Below are 26,100 nucleotides of genomic sequence, written 5' to 3'. Positions count from 1 at the left end.
ATTGATTTTGCAGCAGACTGTTTGGTATTTAGGCAAGGCAGAGCCTGTGATGTGTGGTTGTTCCCCATAAATAGGCGATAACGCAGCATAAATGGCAAACATGCGCTGCCCTTTGGGTTCTTTCTAGGGACGATTAACTCTTTGTTGCTCGGTTTTTACTTAGCCCACTAGGTTACAAACCTCGCGCCGCGATTAAATCGCCCCTAGATTGAACAAATTTCAATCCACAAAGATCAACACGCCCTAGTTTAAATCCCTCTCTCTAAACTTGGTTATTAGCTCTATTACTAATTGATAGTTAAAGTGATTAATAGCTGATTTAAGGCCAAGAATAGGGTGAGGTGGCTTAAATGGTAAGTTGTCTAAATTGCTCAGTAAGCTGTTAGGAATAGGCTTGGCATTAATAGCTAATTCATATATCTCTTCTATTACATCATTTAGAGCCGCATTGGTATCCAAACTATTATCACTATGAATTTGTTGGGTTAATAGGTATTGGTCTATCGCTTGAAAAGTAATAGCGAGTTGCTTACTAAATTGTGCAAATGAAATAACGTCTTTATTTTTAATCTGTGATTCAATTTTTTTAGCGTTGTGTTCTAGGTTTTCTAATCCTAAAGTTCCTGCTAGGCCTTTTATTGTATGAATATGACGCACCAGATCTATATTGTTATTAGCGTCTAAAAATTCTTGGCACTTTGTTATAAAGTCCTCGTAATCAGTAGAAAATTGTATAAGCAGTTTATTAAATAAACGTTCATTGCCCTCCAAATTTTTAAGCGCTAACGAAACATTGATAAGCGATTGCTCTTTATTTGTTGATAGGTGTTTATTTATAACCTCATAAAATGTATCAAAAATAAGTGGTTTTGCTAAAAAGTCATTCATACCAGCTGTTATAGCTGCTTTTTCATCTTCAGGTAATACCGCCGCTGTTAATGCTATTATTGGTAGTGTTTCGCCGCTTTCTCTTAATTTTTTTGTGGCTGAAATACCGTCCATCACAGGCATTTGGATATCCATAAGAATAATGTTGAATGTCTCTTTTTTTATGCATTCAATCGCTTCTAGTCCATTTAGTGCAGCAACACTATCCACCTCTAGCTTTTTCAGCATGGCGGTTGTAATTTCAACGTTTAATGGGTTGTCATCAACTATTAATGCTTTGCAGCCTTTAAATTTATTGAAAGTTTTATTTTTAGCGATTGTTATCGTTTTTTGTGGAGCAAGTAACTTTAAAATATCAGAATCATTGTAGTGTTTAGCTATAACATGCACATCTTTATGTATCTCTTGTAGAGTAGGCTGCTCTGTATCAGTAATGATCACAATTATTTTTAGAGCGTGTTCAAATGCCTGACTGTTCTCAATTAGTTTATGTAAAATAATACTGCTTTTTGCTTCATCCTGGGTTAATGATAAAATAACAATATCAAAGGGCGAGTTAGGTTGAGATATTTTAGCAAGTGCGCGTAGTGGCTCTTTAGTTGTTTCAGGGGTTATATTTATATCGCTTAACAATGTTATCAGCTTGGTTACTTGTTCTTTTTTAGGGGCAATTAATAAAGCGCGTTTTTTTGATTTATGCTGAGGTGGTAATGTAAATGGCAAAGTAAAATAAAACTCACTGCCTTTATTCATCTCGCTTCTGACTTGTATATATCCGCCAAGTACTTTTGCAAACTGCTGACTTATTGTTAAACCAAGCCCTGTACCACCGTATTTACGGGTGGTTGAAGCATCACCCTGATAAAAAGAATTAAACACTTTTTCAAGTTGCTCCTGCTTTATTCCGACTCCAGTATCCTTAATGCAAAATCGTAGATTTATAATGTTTTTTTGCTGAGAAATAGTTTCTATAATAAGTTGTATTTTCCCGTGGTCGGTAAACTTTATCGCATTCCCAACACAGTTATTTATTATTTGGTTTAAGTAGAAAGGATCACCAATTAGTTCTAAATGAGGGTCTGCATGTAAATTAAATTCGAGTGCTAAGCCTTTTTGGTTCGCTGTATCTTGAAATAAATTAGCGGTGTTATTAACAATGGAGTCGAGTGTGAATGGAATACTTTCTATTTTTACTTCTTCTGAGTCAAGTTTAGAAAAGTCTAAAATATTATTCAAAATATGAAGTAAATTGTGCGCACTAGAAAAGGCCTTGTCGGCATAATGTTGTTGCTTTGTAGGGAGGGAACTATCTTTAAGTAGCTGTAACATGCCTAAAACTCCATTCATCGGAGTACGCAGTTCATGGCTCATGTTTGCAACAAAATCGCCTTTTATTTGATTGGCTTTTTCAGCTTGTGTTATGGCAATAGTGAGTTCTTTATTCATGGCTTCCATCTGTATGTTCAAGCCTTGAGTTTCGATGAGCAGCTCTTTCGTTTGTTTATTTTTGGTATATAACGCATTCGCCGCCTTTATGGCTGAGGCTATTTCACTTTGGTTATTGCTTTCATAATCTAGAATGACCGGTTTTTCGTTATTCATATCATTTAGCAAAGCGGTAAGCTGGGTGATGGGCTTAATAACTTTATTAAAAATAAAATAGCTCACCACAATGAGAATAACGGTAATTAACACGGCCAATAAGTTTGCTTGCTCGGCATTGGTGATTAAGTGTGAACTGAGTGATTTTTCAGCTTCATCTAATTTGCTTTTTTCTGCATCTTTAATTTGATTAGCTAAGTAAAGCAGTTCATTTTCAATACCCGTTAGTACAACATTAATAGAAAAAGTATAGCTACGTGTGAGTAATACAAGCTGATTATATGCTTTTTTTAATTGAGTGGTATGACTTATAAGTGAGTTACTTTCTTTTGATATGCTGGATAATTTAAGGTGCAAATGCTCAAGGTTTTGCTTAACATTTTGTGCGTTATCAAAATTTGGCTTATAAAGATAACTGACTGTTGCATGTTCCAAATTACTTATGGTGAGTAAAATATTTGTATAAAATGCTTTTTTTTCATTTTTTGTTGAAGTGTCTAAGCTAATAATGTGTGCTTTTAGCTCTGCAATAGGTTGTTTAAATTGTGTTATGTAGAGCTGCTCACGCTTTGTTCTATTAATAACAACTTGGCTAAATGTTTCCTGATAGTTATTGAGGTACTCTTTTAAGCGCTTTAGCTCTTCTTGATATGATGAGGTGTGTGATGAGGCATTCATGTTTAACTTACTTAAACTAAGATTGGCTTTTTTTAAATAAAAATTAAATTTTTCTATGGTGTTTTCATTCGCATGGTTCACATAGGCAATAGCTTGGCCTTGGAGCGACACTACATCATTTTCTAAGTCAGTGACGTTTTCACTTTGCATGAGGGCACTGTGTTGTATTTTTTGCGTGTTAAGTAACGATTTTTGTGAGTAATTAAATAAGTAGCTTTGTAAAAGTAATAAGCTAGTAAGGAGGCATGCAGCTAAAACTATTTTTGATTTTATTGAATGCATTTTCATTAGCGACTAATCAACTCATACCATTTTTGTAAACTATAGTCGTATGTTGGCATCACTGTATTCCATACCGCAACATTGCTAAAACGTTTAAGGTAACTGCCGCCATTGCGTTGTTCTCCCATTTTTACTGCTATTTTTCCATTGGTATCTAATAAATTAGCTTTTGCAGCTTTACCGTCGTACCAGTAATCCCACTCATGAGGCGACAGTAAGGGTTTTGAACGTTGAGGATTACTAATATAATAGCCTTGGCGAGCAATAAAAGCGCCGGGCCAACCAGATAACCACCAATTCATATAATCGTAAGCTGCATCTTTTACACTATCTTGTGTTTGTGATGATAAGCACATAACGCCATGCCAGCCTCTATAGCCTTCTTTTGGCGCTGCAAAACGTACATTTACACCTTGCCCATTTAGCGTTGAGACAGCTGGTGAAAACATGCTTTCTATGTGTACTCGTTCACTTTTCATAAACTCGACGGACTCGGGAACTGAGTTCCAATAACCACTAAAATGACCTTGGCGTTTAAAATCAAGTAAAATACTAAATAGCTTATCTAGCTCAGCTCGAGTCATCGCGCCTATATTGTCAAAGGTAATAAGCCCTTTGCTTTGAGCTGCTAATGCAAGATCGAATAAGCCAATAGCGGGCGCATTTACAATGGCTACTTTGCCTTTATTGGTACTGTCTAGTAGCCAACTCCAACTTTCTGTTTCGTAAGCAATGCCAGGTTTTATGAATTGTGTGTTATAGCCAAAAGAGTCAACATTATGTACATAGGGTAAAAAGCTGATGTGGTCGCTTTCCTGTGGGCTTAATGTTCCATCTGCTTGCACATTTAATAATTTATAAGGCGCATCCCCAGCACCAATATTCGCATTGGGCGTTAGGCGTCCAGTTTTGGTCAGTGGGTTTATTTCATCAAAGTGAGTCAGTCGTTTTTTTTCTATAGGCTGAATGGAGCCTGCATTCCACAGTATATTAATACTGTTAGACCACTGCTCATATAAATCGAATGAGCTGGGATCCATAGAGGCTTTTTGCAAGACAGCAGCACTGCCAGCAGGGGAAAACTGTATATCAATACCTAAGTCACTCATTGCTTGTTTGCGAATAGCCTCTTGCAAAGTTACATGAGTACCAAGCACTCTTAATGTTATTTTTTTGCGAGCAAAAACATAAGGAGCATGTGTAATTACACCGGCTGCTAATCCTAGAGTTGCAAGTTTTTTTAGTGTTGAGCGCTTGGGGGTATCCATTTCAAGCCTAAAGTCTTAATGCATATGACATTATGTATAGCTAAGAACTTGTAAAGACTCAAGTTAAAATAGGCGAATTATAAATGAGAGTAGGATAAAGTTTAATGGATTATGCTATAAAATATAGGTAGTTTGAATATTATAGAAAGGGTAGGAAAGTGGTGGAGCTAAGCAGGATCGAACTGCTGACCTCCTGCGTGCAAGGCAGGCGCTCTCCCAGCTGAGCTATAGCCCCACATTCCTATTTTATGTATTACATAAAAGCTTGACTGCTGAGTTTCAAGCGGGACGAACTTTAAGTTTTTTTATAAATTTGGTCAAGTATTTTTTTACTATTTTTACTGTTTACGTCAATTTTTGATAGACTTGGCTTAATTTAAAACTAAAACGATAAAAATAATGAAAAAATGCGCGCTAATGTTCATGGTTTTACTCGCCGGTTGTGTTTCAAGCAATGAACCATCTTTTGAAATAAATAATAAACAGTTTCACGAAAAACAGGATGATCAAGGGAATAAGTTGTTTGCTTATGTGGTTTCGGTAAAAGCAAAACACCGCGATAACTTTGAACTCGATCGTGGCCCGAATAATAGACCAAGCCGTAGTGAAATTAAAAAATATATTGAGCAAGAACATTTTGAAGAGTCGAGTGTTTTAAAGCTAGAGTTAGAGGATCAAGCTGTTAAGTTATTAAACCAAGAGCTAAAAATGCGTCAGTATTGTGATAATAAACACGAAGTAAGCGAAGTATTGTGGCGAGACTTAAGCGTACTGCTCAGAGGGCGTTGTTTGTAATATGCTAGCAGATAAAACAATGTTAGCGACGATTCTAGCGCACTTACATATTGCCTATGATGTAATCGAGCACCCGCCGTTACACACAAGCTTAGCGGCTGATGAGTTTATGGTTAAGCGGCCTGGTACGCGACTGAAAAATTTATTTTTACGTGATAACGAAGGTAAGCAACATTTTTTAGTGATTACAGCGCATAACAAGCAGCTGGATTTAAAAACACTTTCAAAGCAACAGGGCCTTTCGCGTTTAGGATTTGCATCAAGTGAACGACTAGCAAGGTTTTTAAAAGTGACACCTGGGTGTGTCTCAATGTTGGCACTTTTAAATGATAAGCAAAATCAAGTGAGCTTATGGGTTGATCAAGATATTTGGCATGGAGATTTGTTTCATTGTCATCCGTTTGAAAACACCCAAACGTGGTTGCTTAATAAATCAGATTTAGAAATATTTTTTAATCACACAAAGCATCAGCCTCGCGTTGTATTTTTGCCCTCAAGATAGGCCCACACAATTAACGATAAACCACATAAGCAAACAGTAAGTAGAGTAAGCATAAACGCTGTTTGCCCATAATGTTGGTACACCACACCGGGTAATAACGAACCCAATGCGCCACCACTGTAATAAAACGATACATATCCGCCATTGGTTACACTAGGTGGCGCTTTGCTTATTTTATTAACAAGCGGCGCTGCGGTTGAGTGAATTACAAACATTGCCCCACAAAATAAAGTGAATGCGATTAAAAACAAGCTAAGCTGGTGGCTCATTAATAAAATAATACTCACACTATAAAAGCTAAATACAGCGGCTAAAAGGTGCCAAGCTGAAGGGGCTTTTTTAAGTAACCAAGGCGCAGCAATAGAGGCGAGGGCACCAACTAGGTAACCACTGTAAACCAAGCCAATATCGCGAGTATTTGTGATTAAAAACGTATTTTGCAATATAAATGGTAAATAATTAAGTAGTGCGGCAAAGCAAAAAAACATACAAAAAACGGCACCATATACTTTAAGTACAGCGCCTTCTTTTAGTTGTTTAATGTAATCTAGTGGTAAAAGCTGTGACTTTGTTGATGGATTTGTAAAGCGAGAGTGTTTAATTGTTAAAGCTAAAAAAATAAGCATAAAGGCTATAACATAATAAAAGCTCTGCCAATGCCATAAATCGCTAAACAAAGCGGCAAGTACGCGGCCAAAGTAACCCCCAATAATACTGCTACCTATATAAAGGGTCATATTTTTTTGAAGTGCATCAGCGCGATAGCTCATACCTATATAGCTAGTCATTGCAGTTAAAGCCGCAGGAAGTGTTAAGCCTTGCAAAAACCTAACTAACAATAAAAGCTCAAAGCTAGGTACATAAATGAAAAGTAGACAACTTAGGCCTAAAAAAACCATTGCAATACGCAATATGAGCAGCGGGTTATGTTTTGCTAAAAGTACACCATAAACCAGCGGTGCAATAGCTAAAGGTAGCATAGTTGCAGTCATCAGGCTGCCGGCTACTGCAGGGGCTACACTAAATTCGTTCGCAAAAAGGCTGAGTAGAGGTTGTGGTGCATAAAGCACAAAAAAGATAAATACCGAGCAAACGAGTAGATGAGGTAAACGCATTATATGGCTTATACATTTGCTTATTGACTGTACAGTAGTGTATTAAAAATTGCCTTTAATTGATAATTAAAACCACTAATTTTGCGCTACATCATGGTTTGTTTTAACTAGTTTGCTAGATTAATGTCGATAGCGCTGTTATTTGCACTCGTTGGTGATTAAAATAACCTTAATATTAGTTTTTAGTGGAACAAAGCCATGGGTTCATTACAAGACCAATTGCTTCAAGCAGGATTAACAACATCGCATAATGCTAAAGTTGCTAAATCAGAAAAACGTAAGCAACAAAAAAAGCAAAAGAAAGGGGCTACAAGTAACCCAAGTGATCTGCAAAAGCATATTCAACAAACTAAGCTAGAGCAGCAAAAAAAGGCTGAAGAGCTCAATCAAGCACGTCAAGGTGATTTAAAGCAGCGCGAGCAAGAAGCACGGGTTAAGCAAATTTTAGAGCATCATAACCAAGATGCTATTCGTGGTGAGCGCACATTTAATTTTACTTATCAAAATAAAGTAAAAAATATCGACGTAAACGAAAAAACGCAAAAAGCGTTATCGGGTGGTCGTTTAGCTATATGTGTACTCGAAGGGCAATTTTACGTTTTAGACGACGAACCAGCACGCAAAGTGGCTGAAGTTGACGAAAAGTATATTGTTTTTCATGTAGAGCCAGAAAACAAACCAAAAGACGAAGACGATCCATACGCAGATTTTGAAGTACCCGATGATATAGTTTGGTAATAAGCTATTAAGGGTAAGCTCATTTTTATTTGCTAAGGTATATAAAAATGAGTAGGAACGAGTTAGCAGTTTGGTTAAGTTGATCGTCTAGCGTCGTTTCGTACGTATGCTTTTTATTTGATTGTTTACTACAATCAATAGAACAGTTTTTTCTAACCGTTAAAAAAGAAGAGTAAATACAATGAGCAAGATGAAAACACTACTACTAGGCGCGGGTATTAGTTTAGCCGCAAGCTTCTCGTTTAATGCAGCTGCCGCTGATGGCGCTGCACTTTATACAGCTAAAAATTGTCAAACCTGCCATGGCGCTGAAGGTAAAGCACCAATTATGGGTATGTACCCAAAACTAAATGGTCAAAATAAAGACTATTTAGTTGCACAAATGAAAGACATTAAATCAGGCGCGCGTAGCAACGGTATGTCTATGGCCATGAAAGCAATGGTTGCAACGGTGACTGATGAAGAGTTTGACGCAATTGCAGATTACCTAGCTAACGTAAAATAATTTACGCAGTTATTTAGTTTTATAAACAGCCACACAATAGTGTGGCTGTTTTGTTTGTGTTTGCTATAAAATAAAGACTGCTTTAGACTTCTAAACATCTATTTGTACTGATTAACAATGTACGCTTTGAAAAGGTTTAATATGTTTGATTTACCTCAACTTGATTTAAAAAATAAAGTATCAGCACAAGAGTGGCAACTGCGTATTGACTTAGCGGCATGTTATAGGCTGGTTGATCATTTTCGTTGGGGCGATTTAATTTATACGCATTTATCAGCACGTTTGCCTGGCACCGATCATTACTTAGTCAATGCCTTTGGTTTAACTTTTGATGAAGTAACTGCGTCTAATTTAGTGAAGGTCGATTTAAATGGTAATATTATCGACGATACGCCATTTAGTATTAACCCAGCAGGTTTTACCATTCACAGCGCGATTCATGAAGTTCGTGAAGACGCGCATTGTGTTATTCATCTTCATACTAAAGAAACAATTGCTGTTGCCACGCAAAAAAAAGGTTTATTACCGCTTAGCCAGTATTCAATGTTTTCACTGCCATCGCTTTCTTATCATGGCTACGAAGGGCTTGCGGTAAACGACGATGAACGAAAAGTGCTGCAAGACGATTTAGGCAGCACTAACCATATGTTATTAGTCAATCACGGTGGCCTAACGGTAGGTCCAACTGTGGGCGATGCGTTTATGCGTTTTTATGATTTACAGCGCGCATGCGAAATACAATTAGCGCTGCAAGCAAGCTCGCAAGAGGTTATTGAGGTACCGCAGCCTATAATCGACAATATTTATAATCAAGCAAACGTAGTACACAGTGGCAGCACTGGCGGGCAACTTGCGTGGCCTGCGATGTTACGTAAAGCGTATCGACTTGACCCTAGTTTTGCAAAATAACCCATAGTGGTTAATAAGGAATTTAAATGAAAGTAAATCGTGTTGAAGTATTTGATATTCACTGTCCTGATAGACCTTCCTGGACACCGGTGTTTGTACGTATTCATACTGATGAAGGCATTAGTGGTGTTGGCGAAGCGGGCCTTGCTTACGATTTAGGTCACAGCGCAGCCGCAGCCATGATTAAAGAGATGGCTGATGCCTTTTTAATCGGCCATGACCCGTTTCAAACCGAAAAACTATGGTCACGTATGCTGCGTGAGAGCTTTTGGGGCTTAGGCGGCGGACCTGTTGTATATGCTGCAATGAGCGCAATTGATACCGCACTTTGGGATATTAAAGGTAAAGCGCTTGGTTTACCTGTATACCAATTATTAGGTGGTAAAGTTAACGACAAACTACGTACATACGCATCGCAATTGCAGTTTGACTGGGATAGCGAATTTAAAGCGCTAGTACAGCCGCAAGAATATGCAGAAGCTGCTTTAAAAGCGATGGCTGAAGGTTATGATGCGGTAAAAGTAGATCCAATTCAGTACGATAAAGATGGCAATACTTATTACGACCGTACAAAAATAATCTCACGTACTGAAATGAAACTTTACCGTGCACGTATGCAAGCAATTCGCGAAGCCGTGGGCGACGAAGTAGATATTATTTTTGAATGCCACAGTTTACCGGGTGTTACCACAGCCATTCAGTTGGGTGAAATTGCAGAAGAATTTGACTGTATGTATTTTGAAGAGCCAGTTAACTACTTAAACCATTCACTGCATGCCAAAGTAGCCGATAAAGTATCGGTACCGATAGCCGGTGGCGAGCGTTTGTATAACCGCTGGGGAGTGCGTCCATACTTAGAAGATCAAAGTATTGATGTACTACAGCCAGATATTGGTTTGTGTGGCGGTTTTACCGAAACCAAAAAAGTATGTGACTATGCTGATATTTTTGATGTACGTATTCAGGCGCATGTATGTGGTGGCCCAGTTGCTACAGCAGCCTCGCTGCATTTAGAAACAGCGATACCTAACTTTTTGATTCATGAACATCATACTTATGCGATTAAAAAGTGGAACCGTGAATTGTGCTTGCAAGATCCACAACCTAAAAATGGCTTTTTTGAAGTATCAGAAGAGCCTGGGTTAGGTATTGAATTAAACGATGAGATTGTTATGCGCTCTCAACGCGTAGAAATAAAATAGTTCAGCAAAGCATAATAAAGCCCCGCAGCCAATGTACATTGGTTGCGGGGCTGTTGGCTAATTGTTATTTATTCAATAGTGTTTTCTAAATTAGAAGATTCTATTTTTTTGCCTTTATAAATGGTAAATAACTTACCGCCAAAGCGAACTTTACCGCGTTTTCTTTCTATTAATGCGCTGGGTATTATTTCATTATTTAATAGCTCAACAAATTGTTTGCGTGCGCGATGAATTTGAATATTTACATGCGCTTCACTGATCCCTAAATCCTTAGCTAGCTTTTTAACTTGTACCCACCCTTGTGTATCTGCTTCAAAGCCATTTTGAATATCTTGTAGTTTATAACGCGCTAATAGCAGGGTGAGATAGTGATGTGAGCGAACATCAAAATCGAGTAGTGCAGTCTGACTTTTAATTTTAAGTTCGGCTAACTCTTCATCAAGACTGAGGTTAAAAATAAATTCCAAGTTATTACTTGGCTGTGCTTTTAGCTCGACTGTTTTTTCTTGGGTGGCTGCGCCAGCTAGAAATAAGCGCCATACATTGTTGCCCACACGCAAATCTTGACCATCATTAATTGGTTGTTGTAAGTGTTCATGCATGTCTTCATAATACCAACAGTGCTGCTGTGAATCGAAATGCAAAATAACTTCAGGGTGCTTATTATTAGGTAAAAAGTGGTATTGCTCTAGGTATATAATTTGCTCTTGTGATTCATTTACCGGAAACAGTAAATCTCGTGGTGGCTCTACCGAAGTAACGTGATACACCAAATTATTGATTTGTGAAAAACTGAGTTTATCGCCTTGTTTTAAAAGTGTATTTTGGTTTGTAGCGATTTTAATGTCGTTTAACCAGACCCCATTTTTACTTAAATCATTGATATACCATTGCTCATTAAGCCACTCAATTACGGCATGGATACGTGTGACTTCAGGGAAATCAAGAAAAGTATCTACAGAATGCGCTAATCTACCAAAGCGATGAAAGGCACGTAAATATAAGTTTTTTTGCGATTTAGTGTGTTTTAAAATGGCCATAATTAATCATTTATTTCCAGTTGTTATTCTTTATTATAGTTAAATAATATCAATAGATTGCAATTATTTGACCTTTGAAGTTAAACTAATGGTTAACATAATTTTAATAATCGGGAGCAGTGTGTTTAAACTCGAAGATCATTACCGAGAGCTACATCCTTTGGCGCAAGGTGGTATGAGTAAAGTATACCTTGGCATTGATTTAAAATTAGATCGACAAGTGGCGCTCAAGGTCATTGATTTATCATCTCCTATATCTGATAAAACCTTGTTGGAGGCTAAATTATTAGCGTGCTTTAATCATCCAAACATAGTGCAAATTTATAAAACTATTCAACATGACGAGCAATTGATTCTAGAGATGGAATATGTCAAAGGCACAACGCTTGAATGCTTAATTAAACAACAAAATCTTACACTACCAAAAAAACTTGAGTTGCTACTTGATATAACTCAAGGACTATTTGCAATACATCAACAGAATATTTTACACCTTGACCTCAAATCAGCCAACGTATTGGTTAATGAAAGTGGCTCAGCTAAAATTGCTGATTTTGGTATTTCACAAATAAAAGACACTTTTCAAACTCAAGAAAACAGTAGTTTTGGTAGTTTAACAGCTATGTCGCCAGAGCAACTAAACGAGCAGCCGTTAGATTTTAGAAGTGACTTGTTTTCATTGGGGCTAATTGCTTACCAACTTTTTGCTAACCAACATCCATACATGGGGCAATCGCCCACACCTTCTAATAAATCAATTGCAGAACAAATAAAAAATAGTCGCTGCCGTGCTGATGCTTGTGCTATTGCGGATATTCCTGAGCCATTAGGATTATTGATAAATCGTCTTCTTTCATATCATGTAAAGCAACGTCCTGCATCGAGTGCTGAAGTTATTGAAGAGTTGAAGCATATCATGATGTTGCTAAATAATAATAGCGAGACGATTTCTCTGGCGGATATTCAGTTAGCAAGCAAACAGAAAAAATGGAAAGAATTTACTGTTTTTACATTATTATCGTGTATTGCTATTGGCCTTTTTTCAGTGAGTATTTGGTACTGGCAGGCAAATAAACCTAAGACTTACGTTGCAGTACTCCCCATTGAGTTTAGCAAAAAAACTAAGCTATTAGATTCTCAAAAGCAAGTGCTCAATCTGGCAATTAATGATGCTATTAGACAATATTTATTAGATACCTCAGGTTATGCGTTAATTTCTCAGATCGAAATTCGACAAACTCAAAAGTTATTAGGAGACAATTTAAGTTTGCCTATTTTAGGCAAAGCGCTTAATGCGGATCAGTTACTTACTACTCATTTAGACTGTACTCCATTGTCGTGTGATATTAATTTAAGTTTACTTGATGGTAAAACTGGCACTTTAGTTCGTGCTGAAAGAAGCGCGAGTGATACTGAGAATTACATGGGTATTTATAATGTAACAAGCAGCTTCATCGAAAAACTCTATACGGGTGATATTGCGACTAAACAAGCATTAAAAAAAGAGCGTGAATTTTTAGAGCGCTATGTAAGCTTGGTCAACGTTGTTTCAACTAACTCCCGAAATACTCTTTCTGTCATTGCAGATATAGAGGATTTAATATTACATAGCCCTGAATTTACACCTTTATATCCACTATACCGTAAAATTGTACTGCGTCATTATGATGAAACACTCAATCCTGAAGTGATAAAAAAACTAAAAATGACATTAGATACGCTTCCGAGCGCTTATCATGACAGCCCCGCTTATTTAATTGATTTGTTAGAGATTTATCAACATGTTAAAGACAAGTACAATACGGATATAGTAATCGGAAAAATCCAAAAATCAGATATTGAAGAGTTTCAAAAGCAAACTTCGCTAGCTATTTATTATAAAAGAAGTGGTGAGCTAGAACGTTCATTAACTCATGCAAAGCTTGCTTATAAAATAAGACCGATGCTTATAACAACACGAAATTTAGCAATTGTTCATGTAATGCTCGGGGATAATAAAAAAGCATCTGAATATTTATCAAAAATATTAACACATATCCCAAATGATTTTTTTGCCTTGCAAACACTGGCTGATATTTCGCTGTTATCAGGAGATTTAGTTAAAGCGGAAGTAAATTATCAGCGATTAATTACGAGTTCGACAGCTATTTCATCAACATATTCAAATTACTCTATTGTGTTGTCTTTAAAAGGGGATCTTACAGAAGCGCTATATTATGCGCAAAAGGCAGTGGAACTTTCGTCTAAAAATAGTACGCAACAGCTTAACTTGGCCGATATTTTATTTATGTTAGGTAAAAAGGATCAGGCTTTTGACATTTATAAAAACATAGATAAAGGGATTGCTGATGATACACAAGTTGTTGAACTCTTATTAGAAAAAGCGCAAGCGCAAGTTCATTTAGGTAAAAGCCAAAAGGCGATGATTAGCATTGATCGGGCTTTAAATCAAAACTCTGAATTAAGTGAAGTTTATTTTGTAAAAGCTATGGTTCAAACCATTTTAGGAGAAAAGTATTCAGCGGTGGCATCGATAGAACAAAGTATCAAAAAGGGCTGGAGTCCTGTGTTCTATCGGCTTATTTGGTTTAAACCGTTATGTACAGAGAATCAATTTAAAACACTCTTAGGTAAAGAGAATTATAATTCTCTCTGTACATAGGTCAGTTAGTCTGGTTCCATATCTTGAAGGATTACGCGCGGATCTTGAGAAAAATAACGCATTTTAGATTCCGAATTAGCTTTATTTTTCGCTACAAGGCGGAAGTTTACTTCATAATCCGCACTCTCACTTAGCAGGCCAGAAATAGCTTCATCTGGATTGTCAGCAAGTTTTGTTGCCAGCTCAGCAGGTAATGCGTGAGCAGGAATAATGCTTGAAATAGACACAATAAGTGATTGACCGCCATTTGCTACTATACTTGTTAATTGATAATTAAAATTATCTTTGGCATCAGAGAAATACGTGCCATTTTCAGCAAATTCCCACTCAGGGCAATCAGCCAATTCATAATATAAATTGACGGCTTGCCCTGCCTTTAGTTCTTTATAATCAATACAAATATTTTCACTATCTCCACCCGTTGGGCTAGAAATGTCCCATTGTCCATCTTCTTTAGGAATAACTCGAAAGCTAAGATTACTCATTTTAATATCCTGTTTTAGGGTTAATAAATATCATTGTAGTTACTTTTGCAGCTTAAGTAAGCTGCGGTTATGTATAAAGCATATACTTAAGTGAGCTTAGCGCTTTTTTGTATATCACTGCCACAGAGTAAACTAATTATTTACTCGACAATTAACATCATTTAGCGCTTTGGTTGCCTTGCTATCAAGGTGGCGCACAAAACATTGTCCATCTTTAATCATTAACTCAAATTGATCGGGCATGTTGAGCTGCTTGCCCATAATAGGGTTACCCAAAGCATCTTTTTTATTAAGTCTATCAAGTGTCACCGTACTGCTTGTTAGAAATACGTCATCAGCCAATTGTACATGCGGACTATGAAGTAGCAGGGCGATAACTTCGGCGACAGCGGCACTATTAGGCTCTACTAATAATGCATGTTGCAGCTTAGGTGTCGACTCTGAGCTTTGTGCTGAGCATCCAGATAGTGCAATCGCTGTAATAATAGTGACTATTAATGAACGTATTTTCATAGTTTATCTCATGTTATCGCGAAGAATAATGTTTTGTTCAAGCATAGTTTGGATTCGCGTATCTTTTACCTCAGGGGTATCAGTAGATGATGCAAAACCGCGCATGCTGTTTATTGAGCTTGCTGCTGGGCAGCTGCCGGAGGTGCGATACTCTAATGCTGTTCTAAGCAGTCTTTCATCCGCACTACCTAGTTGCTTGGTAAAATCATCTGCAACGGCGCAGCCTTCAATGCGCACTGGTTGACGAGCGTTATCAACCGTATTTTGCGGTGCAAACCCATCTGAGTATTCACCAAAACCTTTATTATTCTGGCCAGTAAATTGAATAGTGAAATAAGTCGTATCACAATTATTGGTAGGGTAAAAACCATAGGGCTTACCACATGTACCAGAGCCAATTTGAATAACCTCTATATCAGCACCGCGTAACCCATTCATAATAGCCTCACTTGCAGAGCAAGTATTACTGGTGGTAAGTACATAAACACGATTTAGGTTTAGTGTAGGTAGTTGGCTGCCGCTTACAATACTTGCGCTTTTATCAAACCCTTTAAACTGATTAGTAAAGGGCATCGGCGTTATTGTTTCACCTGTTACAGGGTTTGTATTTGGATTTTTATCATTAAAGATTGTACGCTCAAAAAATTTACCTTGCGTGTTTGCGTTACCCGCAACCATGTAGGCAACTTGACTAGCCAATTCTAATAAGCCGCCGCCGTTGTAGCGTACATCAATCACTAAATCTTTAATATTACTCGCAGCAAGTTCGTTAAATGCATTATATAGTTGCTCTTCGGCAATCGCGTTGTGAGTATTAAATTGAAAATACCCGACATCACCACCGGCAAGGTCTGTGCGAACATTGATCACTGGTTGGGATGTTACATTTTGGGACGTAAGTGTAATGGTGCGATTTTCGTTAGTGCTGATATCTTTAAATATAAACTCAGTTACTTTCCCTGTTAGCTTTGGAAATAAGCCTGCATTAAGGGTACTAACATCACTAGCTGAAGTTGCATTAACAAAATCAATCCCATCGACTTCAACAAGCTCAAATCCACGTATTATATTTTGACTACTTGCTGGCGTATTTGGCTCGGTATAGGTAACAACGGCTTGTCGTGGGGCACTACTAGCGATTAATTTTATATTAAAGCCATAGCCATAACTAATGCCGGCTTGGTTTTGGCGCTCCCATTCATCGGTTGATAAAGTGAAATGAAAGTTATCTTTCTCAGCACCAGAGTCAGTAAGTTCGTTCGTTTTAAGCAGCTCAAAATAATCAGCTACTGCGCTGGTAAGCGCAGGGTCGGTATCTATAATTTCGTCGTACCACAGGTAAGTTTCGTTACTCCAAGAGCGCAGCCAGTTTTTTTCATTAATTGCTTGGCACTGCCCTTTAAACTGATTTGCATTAGCAAACGTACCGGAAACCCAGCTGGCATTATTTGTAGTTGTGCCAGTACCAGTACTTGTATCGGCTGAGCTTCCTCCACCGCCACACGCGACTAGAGTGCTAGCGAGTGTTAAAGGTAGAAGTATTTTTGCCATATTTAGTTTAGTTAGAGTGAACATGTAGAGGCTCGCTTTTTATACTGTTGAGTAAATATAGCGGTTTTTATTTATACTTGGTAGAGAAGTTTAGCGTTTTTGTAGCTTAATTGGTGCCAAGTGCCTTCACTATGGCATAAATCTGAATAAGAGTGCCATAAGTTGTTGTAGCTAGTGTTGATTTGGCAAACGGGGAAGTTACTAGCAAACATAATGCGCTGCTCACCAAACTGTTTTAAAATTGTGTTAAAGCATTCAATTTGTTGGTGATTATTTAATGCTAAAAGCTCAAAGCCTGAAAACTTTATAAAAATATTACAGTGCTTGGCTAGTTGTTTAATCGCTTGTTGCCACAGTGCAGTATTGTTAGGTAATCCCGCATGGTTAATGACAATCTGTAATTGTGGGAGGTGCTTAGCGTAGTGAGCAATTTTTTCTGTCACCAGTATATTTTCAAGCTCAAACTGCGCCTCAAAATGTAATTTTAAATGACTTAGGTGCTCTAGATTATCAAAGCAATTTTTATTGAGTAAGCGGGGTGCATCATTGCCTTCGGTTATATCCCTAATACCAGCTAAATGAGTATGTTGAATGTTTTTTAGTGCAGCAGAGAAATAATCAGTTTCTTGATCAATTTGCGCAAAACTAATTGCTTTAAAAGGTGTTTTTTTTAAGTGCGTGGTTAGCCAATGTAACTCATTTATTGGCGCATTATTATCAAACCCCGCTTCAATATGTACAAGACCTGCAAGTTTATAATCGGTGCTTTGAATTAAATCTTCTTCGCTAACAGGCAGTTTTATTTTGTCTAAATTTGGCCATGCTGGTGGGGAAGCACCTTGTAACCATGAGTATTGACCCTCACTTAAATTAAAAAAGTGTACATGTGGGTCAATTATTTTTGTACTCATTGGGCTGTATAGCCACCATCAATGCTTTGTAGGCTGCCAGTAATAAAGCTGGCATCGTCACTTGCTAAAAAACTGACAAGTGCCGCAACTTCGTCAGCTTGACCTAATCGATTTAGCGGTTGAAGGCTGGCTTCTTCGGCAACTATTTCAGCTTTGTTAGCGCCACTTTGCGCGCAGTACGCATCTATTGCATTGTGAAATAGTGGAGTCTCTATTGTGCCAGGACATACCGCATTTACACGAATATTAAAGCTGGCGTAATCAAGCGCTGTTGTTTTTGCCATTGAAGCAAGGGCATGTTTAGTTAGGTTATACGCAAACGAGTTTTGCTTACCTATAATTGCCTGATCAGAAGCAATTAATATAATAGAACCACTATTTTGGACTTTCATATTAGGTAGTACACTCTGTACGGCAGCGTAAGCACCTTTCACATTAAGTGCAAAAAGCGCATCGAGGGTTTGCTCATCGGTGCTTTCAATATTAGCGCTTAAGTGTTTTCCTGCGTTGGAAACAAGTACGTCAACACGTTGTGTTTGTTTACATATGGACATTATACAGTGGCGTACGGCAGCGACATCACTAACGTCGCATAGATGAAATTCACCGCTGTCGCTAGGCTCTATATCAAGGTTGTGAACTTGGTAGCCGTTGTGTAATAAACGCTTTACTACGGCTAAGCCAATACCTTTTGTACCGCCAGTGACAATCGCAACTTTAGACATACTTGCTCCTTTAGTGCTTATTAGTGCGAGTGACCACAACCGCCTTCAGCATGAACATGGCCATGAGAAAGTTCTTCATTTGTTGCTTCGCGAACAGAAACAACCTCAACAGCAAATGTCAGTGTTTTACCAGCAAATGGGTGGTTTAAATCACAGTCTGCGTTAAAACGGCCTACTTTAACAATCGTTACCTGATGGCGACCTTGATTAGAGGTAACCATTGCAGTCATGCCTGGTTTCCATACTTTAACATCACCTTGTAAGTGCTTTAAGGGAATGCGTTGAATTAAGTCATCAACACGTTCGCCATAAGATTCACTTGGCTCTAATGTTACGCTAAATTTTTCACCAGCGGCTTTTCCTTCAAGGGCTTTTTCTAAACCAGGAAGCATGCCTTCGCTGCCATGAATATAAGTAAGCGGTGCGTCGTTTGTACTCGTTTCTACTTGCTCACCCGCTTCGCTAAGGGTGTAATGAAATTCAACCGCTGAATTTTTACTAATTTGCATGCTTGTCTCTTTAAATTTTACTATGTTAGGAGGTGATTTTACGCGAAATAGAGTTGTTTATAAACTTAACGTGGTTGATTTAGTGTTTTTTGTAGATCTAATAGTAAATTCTTTTTTATTGGTATTGCTTTAGGTTTTTTTGCTTGGGGTATAAACATCACGAGTTGCGTACCAGGTTTTAATACACTCGATGCAGAGAGTTTATTCCATTTAGCTAAATCACTATGAGCTACATCATACAGCTGGCTGATTTCCCATAGATTATCACCTTGTTTTACCTCATAGTTTACTTCTATAGTGGGAATAACCAATTCTTTATGTTCAAGGTAGGGACTTATTTTATAGTCAACCGTAAGGGATTTTGGAAGCGTTTTTGGTTGCCCAACTAAGAGCTTTTCACCAACACTAATTAAGTTTGTTTGTTTATTATTAAGCTGTTTTAAGGCGATGACTGACATGTCGAAACGCCTTGCAATGCTATAAAGTGTATCGTTTTTTATTACTATGTATTCACCTGCAAAATTAGCCCTAAAAAATTGGCTTTTTAAAAGAGCTTCTTGTCTGATAGGGAGAAGTAAAGTGTGCGGGCCATTGGGTGAGCTTTGATTTTTTAAATAGCCTTGATTGAGCGCATGTAATTGTTTTGAACCTACACCTGAAAGTTTAGCGATCACCGAAAAATCAAATTGTTGACCGACATCCATTTGTGTAGTCAATGGTTTGTAAGCTAATTTTGGACGCTTGAGTGGTTTTTTCGGGTGTTTGACCAGGTAGCTCAATGCAAGTAGTTTAGGTACGTAATCGGCTGTTTCCTTGGGTAAGTTTAACGACCAATAATCGGTGCTTTTTCCTCTTTTTTTGTTTTTTTCAATTGCACGTTTTACGCGACCTTCGCCAGTATTATAAGCAGCAAGGGCATGTAACCAATTACCATCAAAACGTTTGTGTAAGTAGCTCAAATAATCAAGTGCCGCATCAGTTGAGGCGAGTACATCTTGACGACCGTCATACCATTGATCTGACTTTACACCAAAGTGATGTGCCGTTGCGGCTACTAGCTGCCATATGCCTACCGCTTGTTGCGATGATACGATTGTGGGTCTAAAGCCGCTTTCAACAAATGGCAGTAACGCGAGCTCCATGGGTAAGCCTTTTTTTTCAACCTTTTTCACAATGTGATAAAAATAGGGAGCGGCGCGCTTATTTACTGTGCGTAAATAATTTGGCTGTTTTAAATACCAGTTAATGCGCTTATTTAACGCAACGTTTTTATGAATTTTGAAATGCAGGTTATTTGCAACATGTACCCATAAGTCAGTTACTTGAGTTTGACGCTTTTTAATATCAGTTTGTTTAAGTGGCGATGGTGCTAGTTTAGAACTGCTTTGTTTTTTTTGTAATTCATTTTCAGATTGGTTATCTGCCTCATGGTGGGTAAGTATTTTTGGAGCATCTTGTAGCTCAGGCTCTGTACTCCCGCAACCAAATAAAAATAGACTTAAACAAAATAAAACCAAGCTGCGCATAGTGATCACTTTTATACATTCCTTTTATCATTTTAACACAATCCGTTGTGTTGAGTTATTTAGTGTTTTTAGCGCGGATTAGCCCAGCTTGTAAAAATAAATCACTCGATTTTTTGTTAAGTGTCTCTTCTGTATAAGGTTTCATAACTGATTCAGGGAACGACAGCATCAGCTTTTCTACAGTCTGGCCTTTATTGTTTTTTACATGCTCAGTAATGGCTGTTAAAAATAATAAAGGCTGTTTAAGCTGAGCTCTATTAAGCGTACCACCGTGGCCTGGAATAATTAAGCTGAGCTTTGAATCGTTTATATATTGCTTAAGAAGTGCTTGCCAGCTTTTGAGTTCACCGTGACCTGGATAAGGGAGCCAATCTACAGCATCACCTCCAATTAAAACACTGCCACCGTTAGTACTAATGGTTAAATCGCCATTGGTATGTGCTGCATGCGCATTAAGCGTTAGCTCAAAACCGCCTAAATCGAGCGTTTTGCTCTTATTGATAGCAATTTGAGGGGCATTAAGTTGATATTCTCGCCAGCGAAATAGTCGCTTTTTTGCTAACTCTAATTTCTCTCGCCACTGTGGTTGATCTTCTTTAGCAATATTGGCTAAGCGTTGGTAGCTGAGTTCTATACTTTTTTCATAATTATCAAGCTGATTAGTAAATGCTTTTTGATACACACTAAAGTTATCATTGACTCGTTGATGAACAATTAGTTTTGCGTCAGGATAAAAGTGCTGCATTACTGCCATGCCAAGTAAGTGATCATCATGGTAATGCGTAGCAACTAAATAACATAAAGGGGTTTTGAGGCGTTTTTTTAAATCATTAACTAATCGTTCTACACCAGCAAAATTTCCGCTCGCATCTACAAGTAGCGCACATTTTTTGCCCTCAATTAACACTTGATTTGAGTCGTAAAAGCGCAGTTTATCTTCTTGTTTTAAAAATTGAATGTTGGCATTAATTGTCTCCCAACTAACTGCTGCATGGGATAGAGGGGCTAAAAAGAGCAAAATATATGCTAGTAGTAAGTGCTTACATGAAGTGATTCTATTGGAATTAATTAACTTCATTTAATCTCTCAACGCTATATTATTTTAATTGCTCTTATAATAAACAAAAAGCGCAGTGTGCGCTTTTTATTTTTGATGTTTAGGGTCACTTGCCAAATATTGACTCAATTTATCAATAAGTTGGTCTTGTTGTTGCTGCTCAACTGTAGCCTGTGTATTTGCTTCTAGCAATTCATGGCTTAAGTTAAGCGCAGCCATAAGTAAGGCTTTTTGATCGCTTCTGACTGTTGAGCGTTTTTTCATTTTATCAACTAAGTCATTTAGATTTTTAGCTGCTGCTATTAATGCATCTTCTTGTCCTTCGGGACAAGCAAATTGCTGCTCTTTACCTAGCAACTCAACAGTGACCCGCTGGTTTTGCAGCTCAGACATTAGTTAGCCTGTTGTGCGCTTTGTAACTTATCTAGAAGACCCGATAACGTAGTGCTCGCATCTTTTTGTTTTTCTTCGTTTTCAAGAGCTTCCAACTGTAATAGTTCATTCTCGTCAATGAGTTTACTATTTTGATCTTTTAAGTTAGAAACATCTGTTTGTAATTGATTGTTACGATCAATTAAGGAATCGATCAGTTGTTCGAGTTGTTGAAGAGTATTGTTATTCATAAAGGCGCTCATATAACTGTAATTAATGTCATGCAAATGTAAAGCAAAGTGTGTTGATTTGCCAGCATTTACGGCGGTTTTAGCTGATTTTTCTTCTTCGTTAAGGGATAATTCAGCGTATGTGCTTTTTCATTCAGAAATGGTTCACTCTCAGTTGCCAAAGTATAGAGCTTATGGTTCACTGTTTTTTATTAAATAGCGTATGGCGAAAATAAACAATGCTTAGTTACAGACACTCATTTCATGCTGGTAATCCTGCTGATGTACTCAAACATTTAGTATTAGCACAGGTGCTAGGCTATCAAACGCTTAAAGATAAGCCGCTTGATTATATAGACACGCATTCGGGTGCTGGTTTTTTTGAATTAGCTGCAGCTGATGCACAAAAAACACAAGAATATCAAGATGGTATTCAAAAGCTATGGCAACATACAAGTAAGCACGCAGCACTGAATGATTACATTGAGTTAATTAAATCATTTAACGAAACGGATGCACTGGAGTTCTACCCAGGTTCGCCAAAAATAGCTGAACATTTTTTACGTCGCCAAGATAAAGGCTGGTTTTTTGAACTTCATCCGCGAGATCTATTGTTACTAGAAGAAAACATGCAAGGTAAGCGATCGATTCGTGTGCGTGGTGAAAATGGTTTTGCAGGATTAGTGGGATTACTACCACCAGCATCTCGTCGAGCGTGTGTATTGATTGACCCTCCTTATGAAATTAAAGATGATTATGAAACAGTTGTGGCGACTTTAATTAAAGCATATCAACGTTTTTCTACCGGCACTTATATGATTTGGTACCCAGTAGTAGATAGAGAGCGCATTAATAATATGGAACAAGGGTTAATAGATTCCGGCATGCGAAACATTCAATTGTTTGAACTAGGCACTGAAGAAGATACTGATGTGCATGGCATGACGGCATCTGGCATGATAGTCATTAATCCGCCTTGGAAGTTAAAACACACTATGGATGAAGTGTTACCAGAGTTAATGAGTTTATTGAGTAAACCAAGTGGTTTTTATCGTAGCGAACAGCTCGTTGATGAGTAGGTTTTTATCACTTTAGCTTATAAAAAGCGCTGTATTTACAGCGCTTTTTTTGTCTTATTTTTTAACGAATTTGGTTAAAATAACAATACGCTGGCCGTCAACACGGCCTTCAATATGCTCAGGGTTACTTGTCAAACCAATGTTACGTACAGCGGTTCCACGTTTAGCGGTAAGGCTGCTACCTTTAACATCTAAATCTTTAATAAGTGTCACAGTATCACCCGCTTGAAGTACCACACCATTGCTATCAACATGTTTAACATCGTCATCTTCTGCAAGTGCTTTTTTAGCCCAAGTAAGCGTGTCTTCTTCAAGGTAAATCATGTCTAGTGCGTCTTGCGCCCAGCCATTGTCTGGTGCTAAGCGCGAAAGCATTCTATAAGCGACAACTTGTACTGCTGGCGTTTGGCTCCACATACTGTCGTTTAAGCAATGCCAATGTGTTGGTGTTAATTCGCTATTGCTTTCGATTTGATCTTTACATGTTTGGCATGTGTAAATGCATTTATCTGAGTGGGTGTCTGTTACAGGAGGGACTTCGTAAACAGCTAGATGATCAGTTGCTGCACACAATTCACATTGGCTATTACTGCGTTCAATTAAGGCTTTTTCAATACTCATGGAGGCTCTTTTTCAGTGAGTTAACATTTTTATTTATTATACCCCAGCAGAGTCGCTTTGTGTTATATACCCCTTCATTTTGTATGGTTATAGTGTGCAACAAGCGAATTTTTAATATAGGTCTGCGTAATTATACCAATTTTATTAAAAACATGATCATTCTAGCGTATTAAATAACTCACTAACTACGTTAAAAATTATGATACATAGAACAACTATGTATCATAATTTTAGCCTTGTTATTGCGCTATTTTCTTATCGCCATAATAGATCACTAATTTAATGCAATTGGTATTAAGTAAAACCTCTTAATTGAGAAATTGTCACAGGGATTAAGATATTTTTACTATACTTTTAATATGTCATCTGTATTAAAGTGACTATATTGAGTGTTATTTGCAAATATGAACTTACAGGCTAAACCTATTGAAAGTGTCTAATACACCTAATTCAACTCCTTCTATAACGCAATATGTTGCTAGGCAGCCCATATTTAATATTGAAAAAGAACTATTTGCATATGAGCTGCTATATAGAAACTCGCCAAATAACGCTTTTCCAGTAGGTACAAGTGATCAGCACGCCACCAGTCGTTTATTTTTTAATACACTTATGTTGGTGGGGCCTGAGAAACTTACCGCCAATCAACTGGCGTTTATAAACTTATCTACGGATGCATTGCTTGATGATTTTCCAAAATTATTAAATCCAGAAACCACCGTTATTGAAATAGTCGAACGTGCAGTAAATATTGCGGCGGTTGCTAATCGTGTGCGTGCACTTAAAAAGGACGGATATATTTTTGCGCTCGATGATTATGATGGTGATGCTAAGTGGGAGCCACTATTAGCGCTTGTTAGTTATATTAAAATAGAAGCAGATGAACCCATTATAAAAACGACTATATGGGTCAAAAAGCTTAAACGTAATTATCCACACTGTAAGATTATTGTTGAACGTATAGAAACGCACCAGCAATTTTTATTATTAAAAGCGGCTGGATGCGATTATTTTCAAGGGTTCTTTTTTTCTCAACCTGAGATGATTTCCTATAGTGGTGTCGATCCATCTAAAGCAAGTGTATTTGACTTATTGAAATCGGTTTCAAAAGCGTCTTTGTGCTTTGAAGAAATACACCAACGTGTGGCTAAAGATATAGGGATCACCACGCGCATATTAAAGTTGGCCAATGCACGTTCAGGTAATGCTAGTTTGGTCATTACTTCTATCTCACAAGCTGTAGTTTACTTAGGCGAAGATGTTATTCGTCAATTCGTTCGAGTGTTGGCTTTGAGTGATTTGGGTATTGATAAACCGACTGAATTAACTAAATTTGCACTTGTACGAGCAAGGCTTATGGAGCTAATTTTAAGTGAAAGTGATAAAGATCTAGCTGAAAAAGCTTACTTGGTAGGCTTGTTTTCGATGCTTGATGCTATTTTGGATATAGAGCTAAAGGTAATAGTGGAAGAGTTTACACTCGATGAAAGCATTAGTGCTGCGCTATTAGTAGGTGCAGGCGCTTTGGGTGATTGTTTACTGCTGGTTAAAGCGATAGAAGGACAAGATTGGTCATTGGTTGATTCAACACTTCAACAGATCAATTCACAACTTTCGATTGAGGAACTTTATAATTTTATTTTAGAGTCGATGCTTTATAGTGACGATGTGATAGAGGTTATGGTTGATTAAGTATGCGTAATTGGTTGTCTGTTTTAAGTATTATAATTGCGATAGGTTTATTGTTGCCAGGAATTACAAAGCCGGTATTAACAATAGAAGGTAGTATAGATAAATCAAAGCTAGCGCAAGCGGGTATTGAAATGCTGGCTGAAGAGGGGGATGACCGTACTCGTAGTATGCTAATGATGTTTTCGAACATGTTAGGGCTTGATAAGTTAGAAGGCGAGATTAGCGCCTATAACAAAACACAAAGTATTTTAGGCACAGTTAAAGAGCTTGCTAATAACAATAATCTATTTGTAGCCGCTTTAGTGGGGTTGTTTTCTATTGTTATTCCAAGTTTGAAGCTATTATTACAATTGCTCTATTGTTGCCTGCCTTTGAATGGATTTAAGCAAAAGCTCGGTCTGGTTATTTGTGCATTGAGTAAGTGGAGCATGGTTGATGTATTTGTTATTGCATTAATAGTGACTTACTTAGCAGGTAACGCTCATGGTAAAAGTGGTGAGCTACTTGTTATGAATGCACAATTTGGTGAAGGGTTTTGGTATTTTAGCGCATATTGTATATTTGCAATTATCGCCAGTAACTTAATTAAAACACCGGATAAACCGCAATCTACATAATTAAAGTGTTTGTGGTTGCCGTTTGG

General features: G+C 37.6%; 25 protein-coding genes and 1 tRNA gene. 10 read left to right on the top strand and 16 right to left on the bottom strand.

The window, feature by feature from the left end; genetic code table 11:
- Positions 1-243: 243 nt before the first annotated feature.
- From ACJJVZ_RS18515 to ACJJVZ_RS18505, 3 genes are all read right to left on the bottom strand, one after another.
- Complete coding sequence (locus tag ACJJVZ_RS18515; RefSeq protein ID WP_405602594.1) at positions 244-3,456, bottom strand: ATP-binding protein; 3,213 nt, start codon at positions 3,454-3,456, stop codon at positions 244-246.
- The gene (locus ACJJVZ_RS18510; RefSeq protein ID WP_405602591.1) at positions 3,456-4,718 is read right to left on the bottom strand and encodes a PotD/PotF family extracellular solute-binding protein; all 1,263 of its coding nucleotides are present in this window, start codon (positions 4,716-4,718) and stop codon (positions 3,456-3,458) included. Before ACJJVZ_RS18510 ends, ACJJVZ_RS18515 begins: the two co-directional genes overlap by 1 nt.
- 159 nt (positions 4,719-4,877) lie before the next feature.
- A tRNA-Ala gene (locus ACJJVZ_RS18505) sits at positions 4,878-4,953 on the bottom strand.
- A gap of 164 nt (positions 4,954-5,117) precedes the next feature.
- Here ACJJVZ_RS18505 and ACJJVZ_RS18500 point away from each other — a divergent pair.
- Positions 5,118-5,513, top strand: a complete 396-nt coding sequence (locus ACJJVZ_RS18500; RefSeq protein ID WP_077536795.1) for a hypothetical protein — start codon at positions 5,118-5,120, stop codon at positions 5,511-5,513.
- 1 nt (position 5,514) lies between these two features.
- Positions 5,515-6,015, top strand: a complete 501-nt coding sequence (locus ACJJVZ_RS18495; protein WP_138584542.1) for a prolyl-tRNA synthetase associated domain-containing protein — start codon at positions 5,515-5,517, stop codon at positions 6,013-6,015.
- Here the strand turns inward: ACJJVZ_RS18495 and ACJJVZ_RS18490 are convergent.
- Positions 5,982-7,130, bottom strand: coding sequence for an MFS transporter (locus tag ACJJVZ_RS18490; protein WP_138584541.1), 1,149 nt, complete (start codon positions 7,128-7,130; stop codon positions 5,982-5,984). The genes ACJJVZ_RS18495 and ACJJVZ_RS18490 overlap by 34 nt on opposite strands.
- 198 nt (positions 7,131-7,328) lie before the next feature.
- Here ACJJVZ_RS18490 and ACJJVZ_RS18485 point away from each other — a divergent pair, with 198 nt between their 5' ends.
- The 4 genes from ACJJVZ_RS18485 to ACJJVZ_RS18470 all read left to right on the top strand — a co-directional run bounded on the left by ACJJVZ_RS18485 (position 7,329) and on the right by ACJJVZ_RS18470 (position 10,484).
- Positions 7,329-7,868: a DUF2058 domain-containing protein gene (locus ACJJVZ_RS18485; RefSeq protein ID WP_138584540.1), complete on the top strand. Its 540-nt coding sequence runs from the start codon at positions 7,329-7,331 to the stop codon at positions 7,866-7,868.
- 181 nt (positions 7,869-8,049) lie between these two features.
- Positions 8,050-8,373: a c-type cytochrome gene (locus ACJJVZ_RS18480; RefSeq protein ID WP_077536799.1), complete on the top strand. Its 324-nt coding sequence runs from the start codon at positions 8,050-8,052 to the stop codon at positions 8,371-8,373.
- 141 nt (positions 8,374-8,514) lie between these two features.
- The gene (locus ACJJVZ_RS18475) at positions 8,515-9,282 is read left to right on the top strand and encodes a class II aldolase/adducin family protein (RefSeq protein ID WP_077536800.1); all 768 of its coding nucleotides are present in this window, start codon (positions 8,515-8,517) and stop codon (positions 9,280-9,282) included.
- A gap of 26 nt (positions 9,283-9,308) precedes the next feature.
- Entirely contained in the window at positions 9,309-10,484 is a 1,176-nt protein-coding gene (locus tag ACJJVZ_RS18470) for a mandelate racemase/muconate lactonizing enzyme family protein (RefSeq protein WP_077536801.1), read from the top strand.
- A gap of 68 nt (positions 10,485-10,552) precedes the next feature.
- On the opposite strand, the gene ACJJVZ_RS18465 is transcribed toward ACJJVZ_RS18470, so the two are convergent.
- Complete coding sequence (locus tag ACJJVZ_RS18465; RefSeq protein ID WP_193154962.1) at positions 10,553-11,524, bottom strand: FHA domain-containing protein; 972 nt, start codon at positions 11,522-11,524, stop codon at positions 10,553-10,555.
- A 121-nt stretch (positions 11,525-11,645) separates the two neighbouring features.
- Between ACJJVZ_RS18465 and ACJJVZ_RS18460 the strand changes: the two genes are divergently transcribed.
- Complete coding sequence (locus ACJJVZ_RS18460; protein WP_405602585.1) at positions 11,646-14,186, top strand: protein kinase domain-containing protein; 2,541 nt, start codon at positions 11,646-11,648, stop codon at positions 14,184-14,186.
- Positions 14,187-14,191: 5 nt separating this feature from the next.
- Here ACJJVZ_RS18460 and ACJJVZ_RS18455 read toward each other — a convergent pair whose 3' ends face one another.
- The 10 genes from ACJJVZ_RS18455 to zapB all read right to left on the bottom strand — a co-directional run bounded on the left by ACJJVZ_RS18455 (position 14,192) and on the right by zapB (position 22,086).
- A complete protein-coding gene (locus ACJJVZ_RS18455) occupies positions 14,192-14,671 on the bottom strand; it encodes a hypothetical protein (protein ID WP_182702395.1) in 480 nt (159 codons plus the stop codon).
- Between the two features lie 132 nt (positions 14,672-14,803).
- Entirely contained in the window at positions 14,804-15,184 is a 381-nt protein-coding gene (locus ACJJVZ_RS18450) for a hypothetical protein (RefSeq protein WP_405602582.1), read from the bottom strand.
- 3 nt (positions 15,185-15,187) lie between these two features.
- Positions 15,188-16,759 carry a S41 family peptidase gene (locus ACJJVZ_RS18445; RefSeq protein ID WP_405602579.1) on the bottom strand — a complete coding sequence of 524 codons (1,572 nt, stop codon included), beginning with the start codon at positions 16,757-16,759 and terminating at the stop codon, positions 15,188-15,190.
- Between the two features lie 47 nt (positions 16,760-16,806).
- Positions 16,807-17,646, bottom strand: a complete 840-nt coding sequence (locus ACJJVZ_RS18440; RefSeq protein WP_405602576.1) for an amidohydrolase family protein — start codon at positions 17,644-17,646, stop codon at positions 16,807-16,809.
- Positions 17,643-18,371, bottom strand: a complete 729-nt coding sequence (locus ACJJVZ_RS18435) for an SDR family NAD(P)-dependent oxidoreductase (protein WP_193154956.1) — start codon at positions 18,369-18,371, stop codon at positions 17,643-17,645. The genes ACJJVZ_RS18440 and ACJJVZ_RS18435 overlap by 4 nt, the downstream gene beginning before the upstream one ends.
- A gap of 20 nt (positions 18,372-18,391) precedes the next feature.
- Positions 18,392-18,880, bottom strand: coding sequence for a peptidylprolyl isomerase (locus tag ACJJVZ_RS18430; RefSeq protein WP_193154955.1), 489 nt, complete (start codon positions 18,878-18,880; stop codon positions 18,392-18,394).
- Positions 18,881-18,945: 65 nt separating this feature from the next.
- The gene (locus tag ACJJVZ_RS18425; protein WP_405602573.1) at positions 18,946-20,406 is read right to left on the bottom strand and encodes a transglycosylase SLT domain-containing protein; all 1,461 of its coding nucleotides are present in this window, start codon (positions 20,404-20,406) and stop codon (positions 18,946-18,948) included.
- 55 nt (positions 20,407-20,461) lie between these two features.
- Positions 20,462-21,484 carry an MBL fold metallo-hydrolase gene (locus ACJJVZ_RS18420; protein WP_405602571.1) on the bottom strand — a complete coding sequence of 341 codons (1,023 nt, stop codon included), beginning with the start codon at positions 21,482-21,484 and terminating at the stop codon, positions 20,462-20,464.
- Positions 21,485-21,550: 66 nt separating this feature from the next.
- Positions 21,551-21,856, bottom strand: coding sequence for a cell division protein ZapA (locus ACJJVZ_RS18415; protein ID WP_077536811.1), 306 nt, complete (start codon positions 21,854-21,856; stop codon positions 21,551-21,553).
- Positions 21,856-22,086: a cell division protein ZapB gene (gene zapB, locus ACJJVZ_RS18410; protein WP_077536812.1), complete on the bottom strand. Its 231-nt coding sequence runs from the start codon at positions 22,084-22,086 to the stop codon at positions 21,856-21,858. Before zapB ends, ACJJVZ_RS18415 begins: the two co-directional genes overlap by 1 nt.
- A gap of 218 nt (positions 22,087-22,304) precedes the next feature.
- Here zapB and ACJJVZ_RS18405 point away from each other — a divergent pair, with 218 nt between their 5' ends.
- A complete protein-coding gene (locus tag ACJJVZ_RS18405) occupies positions 22,305-23,144 on the top strand; it encodes a 23S rRNA (adenine(2030)-N(6))-methyltransferase RlmJ (protein ID WP_138584531.1) in 840 nt (279 codons plus the stop codon).
- A gap of 54 nt (positions 23,145-23,198) precedes the next feature.
- Here the strand turns inward: ACJJVZ_RS18405 and ACJJVZ_RS18400 are convergent, their stop codons facing one another.
- Positions 23,199-23,765 carry an alkylphosphonate utilization protein gene (locus ACJJVZ_RS18400; protein WP_182702387.1) on the bottom strand — a complete coding sequence of 189 codons (567 nt, stop codon included), beginning with the start codon at positions 23,763-23,765 and terminating at the stop codon, positions 23,199-23,201.
- Positions 23,766-24,191: 426 nt separating this feature from the next.
- Here ACJJVZ_RS18400 and ACJJVZ_RS18395 point away from each other — a divergent pair, with 426 nt between their 5' ends.
- Together ACJJVZ_RS18395 and ACJJVZ_RS18390 are read left to right on the top strand one after the other, a co-directional pair.
- A complete protein-coding gene (locus ACJJVZ_RS18395) occupies positions 24,192-25,457 on the top strand; it encodes an EAL and HDOD domain-containing protein (RefSeq protein ID WP_405602566.1) in 1,266 nt (421 codons plus the stop codon).
- Positions 25,458-25,459: 2 nt separating this feature from the next.
- Positions 25,460-26,074 (top strand): paraquat-inducible protein A, encoded by a 615-nt coding sequence (locus ACJJVZ_RS18390; protein ID WP_405602564.1) that lies wholly within the window; start codon positions 25,460-25,462, stop codon positions 26,072-26,074.
- The last annotated feature ends 26 nt before the right edge of the window (positions 26,075-26,100 follow it).

The sequence above is a fragment of the Pseudoalteromonas sp. Ld19 genome, assembly GCF_045064135.1.
Lineage (GTDB): Bacteria > Pseudomonadota > Gammaproteobacteria > Enterobacterales > Alteromonadaceae > Pseudoalteromonas > Pseudoalteromonas aliena.
This window is presented reverse-complemented; position numbering and strand designations above follow the sequence as displayed.

Coding starts and splice junctions, on each gene's coding strand:
- ACJJVZ_RS18515 (WP_405602594.1), bottom strand. CDS start 3,456: ATGAAAATGCATTCAATAAAATCAAAAATAGTTTTAGCTGCATGCCTC.
- ACJJVZ_RS18510 (WP_405602591.1), bottom strand. CDS start 4,718: ATGGATACCCCCAAGCGCTCAACACTAAAAAAACTTGCAACTCTAGGA.
- ACJJVZ_RS18500 (WP_077536795.1), top strand. CDS start 5,118: ATGAAAAAATGCGCGCTAATGTTCATGGTTTTACTCGCCGGTTGTGTT.
- ACJJVZ_RS18495 (WP_138584542.1), top strand. CDS start 5,515: ATGCTAGCAGATAAAACAATGTTAGCGACGATTCTAGCGCACTTACAT.
- ACJJVZ_RS18490 (WP_138584541.1), bottom strand. CDS start 7,130: ATGCGTTTACCTCATCTACTCGTTTGCTCGGTATTTATCTTTTTTGTG.
- ACJJVZ_RS18485 (WP_138584540.1), top strand. CDS start 7,329: ATGGGTTCATTACAAGACCAATTGCTTCAAGCAGGATTAACAACATCG.
- ACJJVZ_RS18480 (WP_077536799.1), top strand. CDS start 8,050: ATGAGCAAGATGAAAACACTACTACTAGGCGCGGGTATTAGTTTAGCC.
- ACJJVZ_RS18475 (WP_077536800.1), top strand. CDS start 8,515: ATGTTTGATTTACCTCAACTTGATTTAAAAAATAAAGTATCAGCACAA.
- ACJJVZ_RS18470 (WP_077536801.1), top strand. CDS start 9,309: ATGAAAGTAAATCGTGTTGAAGTATTTGATATTCACTGTCCTGATAGA.
- ACJJVZ_RS18465 (WP_193154962.1), bottom strand. CDS start 11,524: ATGGCCATTTTAAAACACACTAAATCGCAAAAAAACTTATATTTACGT.
- ACJJVZ_RS18455 (WP_182702395.1), bottom strand. CDS start 14,671: ATGAGTAATCTTAGCTTTCGAGTTATTCCTAAAGAAGATGGACAATGG.
- ACJJVZ_RS18450 (WP_405602582.1), bottom strand. CDS start 15,184: ATGAAAATACGTTCATTAATAGTCACTATTATTACAGCGATTGCACTA.
- ACJJVZ_RS18445 (WP_405602579.1), bottom strand. CDS start 16,759: ATGTTCACTCTAACTAAACTAAATATGGCAAAAATACTTCTACCTTTA.
- ACJJVZ_RS18440 (WP_405602576.1), bottom strand. CDS start 17,646: ATGAGTACAAAAATAATTGACCCACATGTACACTTTTTTAATTTAAGT.
- ACJJVZ_RS18435 (WP_193154956.1), bottom strand. CDS start 18,371: ATGTCTAAAGTTGCGATTGTCACTGGCGGTACAAAAGGTATTGGCTTA.
- ACJJVZ_RS18430 (WP_193154955.1), bottom strand. CDS start 18,880: ATGCAAATTAGTAAAAATTCAGCGGTTGAATTTCATTACACCCTTAGC.
- ACJJVZ_RS18425 (WP_405602573.1), bottom strand. CDS start 20,406: ATGCGCAGCTTGGTTTTATTTTGTTTAAGTCTATTTTTATTTGGTTGC.
- ACJJVZ_RS18420 (WP_405602571.1), bottom strand. CDS start 21,484: ATGAAGTTAATTAATTCCAATAGAATCACTTCATGTAAGCACTTACTA.
- ACJJVZ_RS18415 (WP_077536811.1), bottom strand. CDS start 21,856: ATGTCTGAGCTGCAAAACCAGCGGGTCACTGTTGAGTTGCTAGGTAAA.
- zapB (WP_077536812.1), bottom strand. CDS start 22,086: ATGAATAACAATACTCTTCAACAACTCGAACAACTGATCGATTCCTTA.
- ACJJVZ_RS18405 (WP_138584531.1), top strand. CDS start 22,305: ATGCTTAGTTACAGACACTCATTTCATGCTGGTAATCCTGCTGATGTA.
- ACJJVZ_RS18400 (WP_182702387.1), bottom strand. CDS start 23,765: ATGAGTATTGAAAAAGCCTTAATTGAACGCAGTAATAGCCAATGTGAA.
- ACJJVZ_RS18390 (WP_405602564.1), top strand. CDS start 25,460: ATGCGTAATTGGTTGTCTGTTTTAAGTATTATAATTGCGATAGGTTTA.